General features: G+C 44.2%; 10 protein-coding genes. 2 read left to right on the top strand and 8 right to left on the bottom strand.

Annotated features, from left to right (window positions below):
- Positions 1 to 45: 45 nt before the first annotated feature.
- Positions 46 to 1,581, bottom strand: coding sequence for a 2,3-bisphosphoglycerate-independent phosphoglycerate mutase (gene gpmI, locus T344_RS0100470; RefSeq protein WP_027627085.1), 1,536 nt, complete (start codon positions 1,579 to 1,581; stop codon positions 46 to 48).
- 351 nt (positions 1,582 to 1,932) lie between these two features.
- Positions 1,933 to 3,873, bottom strand: coding sequence for a triose-phosphate isomerase (tpiA, locus tag T344_RS27275; RefSeq protein ID WP_034860455.1), 1,941 nt, complete (start codon positions 3,871 to 3,873; stop codon positions 1,933 to 1,935).
- 451 nt (positions 3,874 to 4,324) lie between these two features.
- On the opposite strand from tpiA, the gene T344_RS0100460 reads away from it, so the two are divergent.
- Complete coding sequence (locus T344_RS0100460; RefSeq protein ID WP_027627084.1) at positions 4,325 to 4,969, top strand: pentapeptide repeat-containing protein; 645 nt, start codon at positions 4,325 to 4,327, stop codon at positions 4,967 to 4,969.
- Positions 4,970 to 5,168: 199 nt separating this feature from the next.
- Here the strand turns inward: T344_RS0100460 and T344_RS0100455 are convergent, their stop codons facing one another.
- The 4 genes from T344_RS0100455 to T344_RS0100440 all read right to left on the bottom strand — a co-directional run bounded on the left by T344_RS0100455 (position 5,169) and on the right by T344_RS0100440 (position 9,141).
- A complete protein-coding gene (locus T344_RS0100455; protein ID WP_027627083.1) occupies positions 5,169 to 5,906 on the bottom strand; it encodes a sugar phosphate isomerase/epimerase family protein in 738 nt (245 codons plus the stop codon).
- On the bottom strand, positions 5,896 to 6,954 hold the full coding sequence (locus T344_RS0100450; protein WP_027627082.1) for a Gfo/Idh/MocA family protein: 1,059 nt from the start codon (positions 6,952 to 6,954) through the stop codon (positions 5,896 to 5,898). Before T344_RS0100450 ends, T344_RS0100455 begins: the two co-directional genes overlap by 11 nt.
- Before the next feature lie 86 nt (positions 6,955 to 7,040).
- Complete coding sequence (locus T344_RS0100445) at positions 7,041 to 8,009, bottom strand: sugar phosphate isomerase/epimerase family protein (RefSeq protein ID WP_027627081.1); 969 nt, start codon at positions 8,007 to 8,009, stop codon at positions 7,041 to 7,043.
- A gap of 49 nt (positions 8,010 to 8,058) precedes the next feature.
- Entirely contained in the window at positions 8,059 to 9,141 is a 1,083-nt protein-coding gene (locus T344_RS0100440; RefSeq protein ID WP_027627080.1) for a Gfo/Idh/MocA family protein, read from the bottom strand.
- 250 nt (positions 9,142 to 9,391) lie between these two features.
- Between T344_RS0100440 and T344_RS0100435 the strand changes: the two genes are divergently transcribed.
- The gene (locus T344_RS0100435) at positions 9,392 to 10,213 is read left to right on the top strand and encodes an AraC family transcriptional regulator (RefSeq protein ID WP_027627079.1); all 822 of its coding nucleotides are present in this window, start codon (positions 9,392 to 9,394) and stop codon (positions 10,211 to 10,213) included.
- Between the two features lie 25 nt (positions 10,214 to 10,238).
- Here the strand turns inward: T344_RS0100435 and T344_RS0100430 are convergent, their stop codons facing one another.
- Positions 10,239 to 11,225 carry a CPBP family intramembrane glutamic endopeptidase gene (locus T344_RS0100430; RefSeq protein ID WP_027627078.1) on the bottom strand — a complete coding sequence of 329 codons (987 nt, stop codon included), beginning with the start codon at positions 11,223 to 11,225 and terminating at the stop codon, positions 10,239 to 10,241.
- A 15-nt stretch (positions 11,226 to 11,240) separates the two neighbouring features.
- Positions 11,241 to 12,791 (bottom strand): preprotein translocase subunit SecA, encoded by a 1,551-nt coding sequence (locus tag T344_RS27270; RefSeq protein ID WP_084331028.1) that lies wholly within the window; start codon positions 12,789 to 12,791, stop codon positions 11,241 to 11,243.
- Positions 12,792 to 12,800 lie beyond the last annotated feature (9 nt).

Genomic DNA, 12,800 nt, shown 5'->3' with positions numbered 1-12,800 from the left:
GCCCTGCTTCACCGGAATAAGAAGCAGGGCCTGTTCCATCTTTTTTTATTTTACAAGAAGTGATTTTCCTGTCATTTCCGCTGGTTTCGCCTCTCCCATCAAATCAAGGATTGTGGGTGTAAGGTCGGCAAGTTTTCCTTCCTTAAGTTTTGCATTTCCCAGACCGATGCCTATCAGAGGCACCACGTTGGTGGTATGCGCGGTGAAGGCTCCGCCGTTTTCATAGTCAATCATCTGTTCCGCATTTCCATGGTCGGCTGTGATAAGTACTATTCCATTCTGGGCGGTTACAGCATCAACAACCCTGCCGACACAGGTATCAACTGCTTCAACAGCGGCTTTTGCGGCATTGAAATCGCCTGTATGCCCAACCATGTCACAGTTTGCAAAGTTCAATATGATTACATCATATTGCCTGGAATCTATTCTCCTTACACATTCATCCGCAACTTCATAAGCGCTCATCTCAGGCTTCAAATCGTAGGTCGCAACCTTGGGTGAAGGAATGAGTGCCCTGTCCTCGCCTTCATACTGGGTTTCAACTCCCCCGTTGAAGAAGAAGGTAACGTGGGCATACTTCTCTGTTTCGGCTATTCTAAGCTGTCTGTAACCAAGCTTGCTGATGTATTCACCAAAGGTATTGTCAAGAGTCTGCGGTTTGAATGCTACAACCACGTTGGGCATGGTCTTGTCATACTGGGTCATGCAGACATAATACAACGGGAAAAAGCCGTTGGCTCTTTCAAAGCCTTTGAATTCAGGATCAACAAATGTCCTTGTAATTTCTCTGGCCCTGTCGGGTCTGAAGTTGAAGAATATTACAGAATCATTGGCTCCTATTGTTGCTGCCGGTTTTCCGTTTTCCAATATGGCAGTAGGCTTGACAAATTCATCATATTCCTTCTTTGCAAAGGAGTTTTCAACAGCCTCAACAGCCGAGTTGGCTGTCAGGCCCTTGCCCAGTACCATTACCTCATAAGCCTGCTGCACTCTGTCCCAACGGTTGTCTCTGTCCATTGAGTAATATCTGCCCATAACCGATGCAATTTTTCCAACACCTATCTCAGCTATTTTTGCTTCCAGCGCTTCGGTATACAGCTTTGAACTGTCTGGCGGCACATCCCTGCCGTCAAAGAAGCAGTGGACGAATACATCCTTCAGTCCGTTCCGCTTTGCCAATTCAAGCAGGCCGTAGAGATGTGTGTTGTGGCTGTGAACGCCACCATCCGACACCAAACCAAACAAATGGAGCTTTGAGTTATTTTTTTTGCAGTTTTCAACAGCCTTCAGGAACTCTTCCTTTTCAAAGAAGTCCCCGTCACTTATGGACTTGGTAATTCTGGTCAGTTCCTGATATACTATTCGTCCGGCACCTATGTTTGTATGCCCCACCTCTGAATTTCCCATCTGTCCGTCGGGAAGTCCCACATCCATACCGCTGGTATGCACTATTGTGTTGGGGCAGGTTGCAAGGTATTTGTCAAGGTTTGGCTTATGAGCTGCGGCAATGGCATTTCCATCTGTTCTGGGGTTGTTGCCGAAACCATCCAGGATCATTAATGTTATTAATTTCTTATCCATATGATATTCTCCTTTAGAGTGTATTTAAGCTCCCATTGCACATGTCATTTTGGCGTATTTTGCGCCATGCACAAGCAGATCTTAAACAGGCTCTTCTATTTTAACGGTTACTATTTAAAACTGGCTATAATGTCCATTTTACAAATCCTTATCACAGTCATCCTGTCACATTTATAAATATTCCACTCGGGGGCTTGTGACAAACATTTTTATTCGATAAAAGTTGTAAACTTACAACTTGACCCCCCAGCACCTACCGGAGGGTCAAATTTGAAATTATATAATTCACTGAACGTAATTTATAAAGTCATTTATATACATTTATAGCAGTTGAACTTTTATGCGGTAATTTTAAGCGTTAGCTATTACTGTAAATTCGTCAACCTTTAAGCTTGCTCCGCCGACAAGTCCGCCGTCGATATCCGACATTGCGAAGAGCTCGGCTGCATTCTTTGCATTTACACTTCCGCCGTACTGTACTCTTACCTGTTCGGCTACTTCTTCACCATAGAGCTCGCATACAAGCTGTCTGATAATACCGCAAACCTCGTTAGCCTGCTCGTTTGTGGCGGTTTTACCTGTTCCGATAGCCCAGATAGGTTCATAGGCTATGACAGTCTTCTTAACCTGCTCAGCTGTGAGGCCAAGCAAGGCAACCTTGATCTGGTATCTTACGTGGTCGGCTGTAACTCCCTGTTCTCTCTGGGTAAGGGTTTCACCGCAGCAGATTATCGGGGTCATTCCGTAATTGAATATGGCATGAGCTTTCTTGTTGATCATTTCATTGGTTTCACCGAAATACTCTCTTCTTTCAGAGTGTCCGATTATTACATAATCAACTCCGAGATCAGCCAGCATGGGGCCCGAAACTTCACCGGTGTAAGCACCCTTTTCCTCCCAGTGCATGTTCTGGGCTGCAACCTTTATGTTTGTGCCCTTTACAGCTTCAACAACTCCGGGCAGGCAAACAAAGGGAACACCTACAACTACTTCATTTGAAGCATCTGCAACACTTGCTTTCAATTCATTAACAAATGCAACAGCTTCCTTTGGAGTCTTGTTCATTTTCCAGTTACCTGCTGCAATAGTCTTTCTAGGATTTTTGTCCATAAGTACAGCTATACCGGGAAGAACCTTTCCTTCGAGGAATTCCAGCGAAGCTCCGCCGCCTGTTGAAATATGAGTGATCTTATCCGCAAAACCAAGTTGTTCAACAGCAGCCGCTGAATCCCCTCCTCCGACTATTGAAAGAGCGCCTGACTCCGCAACAGCTTTTGCAACTTCCTTTGTACCTGTAGCGAAATTAGGGAATTCAAATACTCCCATCGGTCCGTTCCAGATAACTGTCTTGGCTTTTTTGATTTCTTTTGAGAACTTCTCTATTGTGAGTGATCCGATATCCATACCCATCCATCCGTCAGGCATGGCATCTGAAGGAACATATTTTATTTCAGTGTCATTCTTGAATTCCTGTGCAACCATGCTGCCTATCGGAAGCATCAGGTTGACTCCCTTTGCCTCGGCCTTGGCCATAAGAGTCTTTGCAAGCTCAAGCTTGTCGTCTTCACAGATTGAATTTCCGATGTGGTAGCCCTTTGCCTTCAGGAAGGTGTAAGCCATACCGCCGCCGATTATTAAAGTATCAACCTTATCTATAAGGTTTTCAATAACTGCGATTTTGTCGGAAACCTTTGCACCACCCAGTATTGCAACGAAAGGTCTTGCCGGGTTGGCCAGAGCCTTGCCCATGAAATCAATTTCCTTCTTGATGAGATATCCGCATACGGCAGGTAAATAATCTGCAAGACCTGCAGTTGAAGCATGAGCTCTATGAGCAGTTCCGAATGCATCGTTTACAAAGATTTCAGCCATGCTTGCCAGCTGTTTTGCAAACCCGGGATCATTCTTTGTTTCTTCCTTGTGGAATCTTACGTTTTCAAGCATAAGAACTTCTCCGTTCTTCAATGCGGCAGCCTTGGCTTTTGCATCTTCACCTATGACGTCCTTTGCCATGATAACTTCTTTTCCCAGCAGCTGGCCCAATTTAACTGCTGTGGGCTTCATGCTGTATTTATCTTCAAAGCCATCCTTCGGCCTTCCCAGGTGGGAAACCAAAATTGTCTTTGCTCCCTTGTCAACAAGGTACTTGATGGTAGGAAGTGCACCAACTATTCTCTTATCGTCAGTGATATTTCTATCAGCATCCAATGGTACGTTAAAATCAACTCTTACAATAACTCTTTTTCCAGCCACATCGATATCTTCGATGGTCTTCTTGTTCTTCATACTCATAAGTTCACACTCCTATATATATTTTAATAACACATAGATTCAATAAAAATTTTCCTGTTTATAGAAAATTTTTTTATCCTTATATGCCGTTTTAACGAGACTGATATGCTCACCGTCTGAAAACCGGATCGGTAAGAGGTACCTGTATCCCCAAAACAATTCGGACATTGCCGCCCCGTTATAGAACTGAGTCTAAATTTCAGGAAAATTCTCTTATTTGTCTGCTGTCGCACATACTATGTATATTATCCAATTTTCCATAGAATCATTACACTTGGTGGATGATTCTTTTTAAATAACCAAAGTAATTTTACCTCTTTTTCAGTGTTATTTCAATAGTTTGTTAGTGAATTAACAAAATACTTTACATGACATGTACCGGACTTTTTGATAAACTTATTGATATGACTGCAACTGATTTATTAACGTTAAAACGGGAGTGAAGCTGAAAATGGTAATACAGAGGCCGCAAATACCGCAGGATCTGGCAATATCCTGCAATGTAGGTGAAATAATTTCTGAACTGATGGAATCCGGCTATGATATAGAGAACTATCAATTTAAAAACGGTATATTCGATTGTACCTCATACTCAGCTATGCTCTTCTTCAATAAATGCATATTTGAAAAGTGTACCTTTAATAAAAGCAATAACAGTCATATATTTGAAAACACGGTTTTCAAGGATTGCGATCTGAACGGCATGGACTTTACCGATGCAGGCTTCAACAGCGTGGAATTTGTCAATTGCAATATGACCGGAACTAATATGACCAGGGCCAAGCTGCGTGATGTGACAATAACCGAATGCAGCATGCGGTATTCCATTTTCTCCAATGCTGATTTTACGCGGGTTTCCATCCAAAAATCAAATCTGTCCAACTGCTATATATGGGAAGCAACTCAAAAAGACCTGTTTTTCTCCGAATGCAACCTCACTTCGGCAGAACTGGCAGGCACCATGCTAAAAGGCATTGATTTCACCACCAGCGATATTGAAGGACTTTTATTGAGAGGGCCGGAATTAAAGGGTGTGATTGTCAATGAATTTCAAGCCCTGGCTCTGTCCAAAATACTGGGTATTATAATTAAATAGTACTTTAAATTAACGCGTTGTGCTAATTAATTTAATTTTTTACTTTACCTAGGTAATATTTTTATATCAAATTGAAATATAATTTAACTCGTAGTGCCAGTTAAATTGTCGCTCAACTTTCCAGCGGCACAGTTTATGTTGAAAAGGAGCCTGAAAAACGTTTTACCGTCCTCCAGGCTCCTTTTCATAGAAAAAAACTTTATTTACGCAGGTTGTTAATTGATATCCTTATGCTTTCAAACGGGTCGATCCTTATATCGTCCTGTTCAATTGCCACCCATTTAAAGCCCGCCTGTGCCGAAATATCATAAAGCCCTCTGCAGTCGATAATGCCGGTACCTACTTCGGTCATCTTTTTTTCTGTCCTGTCGGCCATATCCTTGATATGAATGGTTTTTATGCGTGAAATATTTTTCGTAAGATATTCCGCAGCCTCCAGACCGGCATGTGTTACCCAATAGCAGTCAAGCTCAAGGGATACGTTCCCGGGAGATGTATTTTTAAGTATAATATCCTCTGCCATTTCTCCCGAAAACCTAGGTTCAAATTCGTGGGCATGATTGTGATACATAAAATGTATACCGTTCCTGCGCATCTTCTCGCCCCATTTTTCAGCTTTTTCACATAAACGCAGCCAGCCGTCCCTGTCTGCGGAATCGTACCAGGCCAGGCTTATATATTCAATCTCCAGCTCATAACAATATTTGATGAGTTCATCCAGCTCATTGGTCAGAATATCGGCGCTGGTGTGAGTCCCCGGGGCTTTTAAATTGTATTTCTTAAGCATTTCCCCCATATCATCCGAATTGATATCAAAGAAGGAATAAAACTCAACACCATCATAACCGGCTCTGGATACTTCCTTTAACACATTCTCGAAATTCTCGCCGCACTTTTCTCTTAAGGAATAAAGCTGCAGGCCTATATCAGGTTTCATAAATATCAACTCCTTTTATACATTCACCGCGTTCGGCGGATTCAAATATTGCATCGATAATCCTCATTACACGCATTGCCTGGGCCGGTGTAACAATCAATTCCTCCTCACCCTTCACAGCCTTTGCAACATTGTCATAATAATCCTTGCAGTCGGGTTCCATTTGGGGCAGAGGGAGTTCATCGATTGTTTCCACCGGCCTCGGCGCCATGGTCTTTGTCGGTCCCGCACTGGTGTGTACGATACCTTCCTCCCATTTGAACTCAACCAGGTTGGCTTTAAGAATTTTCCCGCCGCATTCCCAGTCGTTTATGACAAGTGTTCCGGAATCAGTGCTTATATGCCATCTTGGCAGCGGAATAAAGGTATAGGTGTCAACCTCAATCAAAGCACTTAGCCCGTTTTCAAATTTAAGCAATACTTTGAAGTTATCATCCACACCCTCAAACTTCACGCTGAGCAGATGGGCGTAAACCTCTGTAACAGGACTGTCCACAAGCCAGAGCAGCTGGTCCAGCAAATGTACCCCCCAATCCAGGAGCATTCCGCCGCCGGCCTCCCTGACGCATCTCCAGTCTCCGGGAATTCCCCGGGAGCCCTGAACACGGGATTCAATGTAGAAGGGCTTTCCTATAAGCTTCCTGTCAAGGGCTTCCTTCACTATCCTGAAATCCTTGTCCCAACGCCTGTTCTGATGAACTGTGAAAATTTTCTTTTCCTGCTTTGAAACCTCAAGGACTTCTTCCAATTCCTTTGCATTCATCATAACAGGCTTTTCGCATATGACATGCTTTCCGGCCCTGAGTGCCTCAATGGAAAGCTCCTTGTGGAAATTATTTGGGGTGGCTATTATGACGAGTTCAGTGTCATCCGAAAGGCATTCCTCCAGGGTGGAATATCCCTTATACCCTTTTTTAACGCCTTCCTGGACTTTCTGAGGATTTATATCATAGACCCCGGTTATTTCAATTGAATTTATCTGTTTTATCTGCCGGGCATGAAATGACCCCATGCCGCCAAATCCGATTATTGCAGCTTTTATACTCAAATTGACCTCCCAAGCCGTATTATGGCTTTGAGCCGCACAGCGGCCATAAAATATTAATGAAGAATCCTCCTTCGCATCCGGTGTGTTTATGCCCACCACATGCCGGTCGGCTTTTCTTCGAACAACATCACTCTTTTCAGGAAAGCAACTGCTTTCTCAAGTCCTTCCTTCGAAGTCATGAGGCTGTCTTCATGTTCAATGGACATAACATGGTTGTACCCTGCAAGTCTCAGCTCACTGCAAATTGCCCTCCAGACCTCTTCCCCGTGGCCATAGCCCACAGTTCTGAATATCCAGGACCTTTCATTTTCTTTTCCAAAGTGTTTGGAGTCCAGGACCCCGTTCCTGCTCGTATTATAAACGTCAATTTTGGTATCCTTTGCATGGAAGTGATATATTGCTCCCTTCAGTTCCCTTATTGCCGCCACGGGATCAATACCCTGCCAGAACAGGTGCGACGGATCAAAATTTGCTCCGATTATATCACCCACCGCCGCTCTCAGCCTGAGAACCGTGTCGGGATTGTACAGGCAGAAGCCCGGATGCATTTCAAAGGCTATTTTGTCCACACCGTATTTTTTTGTAAACTCGGCAGTCTTCTGCCAATATGGTATAAGGACCTCATTCCACTGCCATTTCAGAATTTCCTGAAAATCATCTGGCCAGGCGCAGGTCACCCAATTCGGATATTTCGAATTTTCGCTGTCCCCGGGACAGCCTGAGAAGGTTACAACCCTGTCCATCCCCAATTCTCCAGCCAGCTGCACCGCCGCCTCATATTCCCTGTGGAATTTCTGTGCTATTTCCTTCTGGGGATGTACCGGGTTGCCATGCACCGACAATGCGCTCAGAGTCATTTCATATTTGTCAAGGGTGTCCTTGAACTCTTTTATAAGACTCTTATTCTTTATAAACTCAACGGCATTGCAGTGTGCGGTTCCCGGGTAGCCTCCGCAGCCGATTTCCACTGCATCTACTCCGATACATTTCAAATATTCCAGGGTCTGCTCCAGACTCTGATCACCCAATAAAACGGTAAAAACTCCCAGTTTCATACAATCTCCTCCAAATATCAGTCAAATTTTGATATATAATTTTGATTTCCTAGTCATTAAAGTACACCGGTTTGCCGGTGCTGGCAGATTCATATATGGCCTCAAGAATCTGAGTGACCACCAGGGCCTGTTCGGGGGTTACGGTAAGTTCGCCCTTGCCCAGAACCGCATTGATAAAGCACAGCTGTTCAAGTACTTCAGGCTTTTGCTCCCCTCCTTCGAAGAAGGCGACTCCTCCGGCATTAAAATCGGGTTTGAGAACATATTGATTGCCGTTTTTTACACCGTTGATCCTGAGTCCGTCAAGCATATCTGCTCCCGCTTGGGTACCGCACAGTATGGTTGCGGCCTCCAGATTCTCCAGGGAATTCAGTGCCCAGCTGGACTCAAGTAGGATCGTGGCACCATTTTCCATGACAACAAAGCCAAAGGCACTGTCCTCTACTGTAAACTCTTCAGTATTCCAGTCGCCCCAGATATTACCGGTATTCTTTTGACTGTTCAGCTTGTGGTATGTAGTTCCTACGGCATATTTGGGCTTGTAGTTATCCATCATCCACAATGTAAGGTCAAGTGCATGTGTTCCGATATCTATGAGGGGACCTCCGCCCTGCTCATATTCATTTAGGAAAACTCCCCAGGTGGGAACAGCTCTGCGTCTGATAGCCCTTGCCTTTGCCATGTAAATTTCCCCGAGGACACCATTTTTGCATTCTGCCTTCAGGTATCTGGAATCCGAACGGAAACGGTTCTGATAGCCGATGGTCAGCACTTTGTTATTGGCTTTTGCAGCGTCCACCATTTTTTGGGCTTCGGCTGAATTTATGGCCATGGGTTTCTCACACATGACATGTTTGCCTGCGTTGAGGGCGGCTACCGTTATTTCGCTGTGTGAACGGTTTGGTGTACACACGTATACGATTTCAATGCTGCTGTCCTTGAGCAATTCCCTGTAATCGCCATAAGTTTTTGCGTCTTTTGTACCATACTCTTTTGCAGCCTTTTCAGCCTTTTCGGGAACGATATCACAAAAAGCCGCCAAATCAACCAGACCTGTCTTTTTTACACTGGGCATCTGCTTTCCGTTTGCAATTCCGCCGCAACCAATTATTCCTGCTTTTAAATTTGCCATACTATCCTCCGTCTGCGTGCTCCTCACGCTAAAAAGTAATAAAAACACCTGTGTTTTGCCCGCTTCAGTACACTGAATTGAAATTGTCTCCTGCTCGCAGTGATGTATCATAATAATGTATTATAATGATGTTTTATGATGATATATTATATTGACAATGATAATATGCTTTTGATAATATCAAAAGTAAATTACTCTATAATACTAGACAAAAACTGATGTTTATACAGAATTTTTAAGAGGTTGATCTATGAGTGCTTATTTTGAAATATCCAGGGAATCGGATAGTAAAATTCACATTTTCAGAGTCATGGATAATTACTGCGAGCCCCATTTTCATTCCAATATTGAATTGGTATATGTCGTCAGCGGTAAAATGAACATCAACATCAACGGCCAGATCAAGGCTATGACCGGGGGCTGCATTTCAGTTGCAAACAGTTATGACATACATTCCTATACAAATATTGAAAATTCGGATTCCATAGTCATGATAATACCTGTGGAGCTGGTCAACAGCTACATAGCAGCTATTCGTTCCAAGGTCTTTTCCAGCTCCTTTATCGAGAGCTGCGAAAACACCAAAAACATATTCAACGTAATGGAAAAACTGCTCCAGGCCCGGGATTCCTCCAACGAACTGGTCAGCAAGGGTGCGGCTTACTATATACTGGGTCTCCTGTGTGATTGTGTGGAGCTTATTGATAAACCGGCGGTAAGCAGTACCGACCTTGCAAGAAAAATTCTGGTTTATTTGCAGCAGAATTATTTGAATTCCCTGTCCATAGAAACTCTTGCCAGGCATTTCGGGTACAACAAGGACTATCTTTCCAAGTTTTTTAATTCATATCTGGGCTGCGGCTTTAACAGCTATATGAACGCCCTGCGTTCCCGCCATGCCGCTCAGCTGATTTCAAGCGGCAAATCAGACCTTACTGATATTGCCTTCATGTCGGGCTTCGGAAATTACCGTACCTTCAACAGGGCTTTTCTGCAATCTTACGGCATTACACCGTCGGATTACAAAAAAAGACTTGCAGGCTTAAAGCATGCAAGTCAGCTTTGCGTATAGTAATTTATAGCTTTTTATTGAAATGTTAAATTTGACTTTCCGACATAATATCAGAGCTTCTTTGATTTTTCCCAGCCCCGGCCAAAAGCGTAATTATGATGGCAGCCAACAGTACTATTGTAACTCCGAGTCCGCCCTCCAGCCCGAAAGCTCCTCCGTTGATCAAGGTGCCTGTTACCGCCGGCACAAAGGAAAAAACCGAGGCCTTTATATTTATACCGCTGACTGCAATTCCAAAAATGTTTCCCTGTACGAAATTCCACATGGAATGTATTGCACAGACTCCCCATATATTTCCTATACGGAGCATGTAGACCGAAGCAAATATGCCAAACAGCGTAAGGTTTATAACAGGCAGCAGTGATATTCCATTGTTTAAAATATGCATCAGGGCAAACAGTATGGAATTCAGCAGTATTGCAACCACAACCGTTTTCTTTGCCGCTATGGAAACCATAAAATAGCCTCTCAGCATAACCTCTTCGCTCATTCCCTGGAAAAGGAAAGCCAGGAAAAAAGCAAAGACAAGTCCAAGGCTGTTGCCTAAAATCACCCCATTAAAGACAAGTGCTCCGGTAAGCCAGCAAATCAGGACTCCAGCACCGAACATCACCGCACCGATGACCAGCCCCAGCAGGTAATTGAAAACAGCTTTCCTCTTTACAAAACCCATCGAATAAAGGCTGCGCTTTTCTATAAATCTGCAGTAGACTATGACCAATATTGTCACGATAATTGTACAGAAAAGTGTTAAAAGGCTGAACCAATTCACGCTCATCATTTCCCGCGCATAATTCATGCTGTCGGCCGGATTTGTGAAATCAGTCCTCCCGCTTGAGATATCGGTAACAACTTTTATAACTGCCCCGATTGCTACCGGCAGACCGGCCGCAATCTGTGTAACAACAAATACCGCAATGAATATCAGCACCTGTACTGCCAGGTTGGGCCTGAACCGCGCCTTTTGTGCCTCAACTACAAAATCAGGCTTGTTTTTCAATAATTCCAGCATATTGGACCTCCTGTTTTAATTTATTCCGAATAATGAAAACCTCTTTACTTTAATATTGTCATTTATCATATATGTCCAGGTGGCAGCCGGAGTACTGTACCCTCTTGCGGCAAAATCAGCCTCACTTACGCCGAAATCCGTCTGCTCCAGCTCCTGCAGCAAGTCATCCTCCAGCCTGTTCATAAGAGAGTCAAACTCCTGTATAACCAACTTCCGGTATTCATCCAGAGGGACCTTTCTGGTGGCTCCTACCAGGTGAATACCCTCCTGTACACTTTCACAGTATTCCAGAAAAGTATACCAGCATTCATCAATAAAGTGAATGGCTGCCCTTTTCCCAACAGCATCGACCTTCCCGGCACCATACTGCCCGCACAATTCCCTGTATAGTTCAGGTCTGCTTGCCGGCAGCAGGGGCGCTGCCTTCATATACAGTATTTCATCCCGTTTTTTTGTCAACAGTCTTCTCTGGTATTCCAACAGTAGGGAATATTTCCCAAGGGTTTTTCTGGCATCAAAGTTCTGGCCGTCAACTACCCTCTGGATATGATTTATTAATGAGTTCAGCTTGCTGTCCTCAATTTTCTCCTCCTGTCTGTAGCCCAGATATTTTTTTGGCAGCAGCTTACGAATCTCAAACCTGTTGAGGAGCTCGTCCTCAAGGCTGATAAAAAACCTGGAAGCCCCGGGGTCCCCCTGCCGGCCTGCACGCCCTCTCAGCTGCTTATCAATCCTGATACACTCGTTTTTGTTTGTACCTATCACATATAGGCCGCCTAGAGCAAGAACCCTGTCGGTTTCCGCAGATGCCGGACAGCCATCTCCCAATTTTATGTCCACACCTCTTCCGGCCATATTTGTTGAAACGGTGACTGCACCCAATTTTCCGGCATTTGCTATTATTTCAGCCTCCTCAGCATCGTTCCTGGCGTTGAGCACCGCACAGTCAATCCGGCAGTTCTGCAGCCTTTCTGCGAGGCTCTCGGACTCCTCTATGCTTGAGGTTCCTATAAGTATGGGACGGCCTGACTTATGAACTTCCAAAATTTCTTTTATTATGGCTCTGTCCCTGGCTGCTTTATGAGTAAATATCTCATCGGGATAATCCAGCCGTATACATTTTTTGTCCGGTTTAACTACATAAACCCTCCGGTTATAGGCATCCAGGAATTCCTCCTCCGAGGACTGGGCCGTTGCAGTCATACCGGCCATTTCAGGATAAAGACTGATAAAATTCTGTATAGTGATCCTGCCAAGAATCCTGCTGTTCGGTGTATAACTGATTCCCTCCAGAGCCTCTACCGCCATCTGCAGGCCAACATGCCACTTTCTGCGGTCGGCAACTCTTCCGGTGAATTCATCTACTATCTCTATCCTGTTGTCCCTGACGATATAGTCAACATCCCTTTTCAAAAGAGTTTTGGCATGCAGCAGGTTGTTTATGAATGTCAGCAGCTCCAGGTTGTCCCCGTACAGGTTTCCGCAGTTCAATTCCCTTTCGAGTATGCTTATTCCTGTATCGGTAAGAAAAACATTCCTTTTGTTCTCATCAGTGAGATAATCAATCTCCGGTCT

The organism is Ruminiclostridium cellobioparum DSM 1351 = ATCC 15832 (genome assembly GCF_000621505.1).
Lineage (GTDB): Bacteria > Bacillota > Clostridia > Acetivibrionales > DSM-1351 > Ruminiclostridium > Ruminiclostridium cellobioparum.
This window is presented reverse-complemented; position numbering and strand designations above follow the sequence as displayed.

Coding starts and splice junctions, on each gene's coding strand:
- tpiA (WP_034860455.1), bottom strand. CDS start 3,873: ATGAGTATGAAGAACAAGAAGACCATCGAAGATATCGATGTGGCTGGA.
- T344_RS0100445 (WP_027627081.1), bottom strand. CDS start 8,009: ATGAAACTGGGAGTTTTTACCGTTTTATTGGGTGATCAGAGTCTGGAG.
- gpmI (WP_027627085.1), bottom strand. CDS start 1,581: ATGGATAAGAAATTAATAACATTAATGATCCTGGATGGTTTCGGCAAC.
- T344_RS0100440 (WP_027627080.1), bottom strand. CDS start 9,141: ATGGCAAATTTAAAAGCAGGAATAATTGGTTGCGGCGGAATTGCAAAC.
- T344_RS0100435 (WP_027627079.1), top strand. CDS start 9,392: ATGAGTGCTTATTTTGAAATATCCAGGGAATCGGATAGTAAAATTCAC.
- T344_RS0100430 (WP_027627078.1), bottom strand. CDS start 11,225: ATGCTGGAATTATTGAAAAACAAGCCTGATTTTGTAGTTGAGGCACAA.
- T344_RS0100460 (WP_027627084.1), top strand. CDS start 4,325: ATGGTAATACAGAGGCCGCAAATACCGCAGGATCTGGCAATATCCTGC.
- T344_RS0100455 (WP_027627083.1), bottom strand. CDS start 5,906: ATGAAACCTGATATAGGCCTGCAGCTTTATTCCTTAAGAGAAAAGTGC.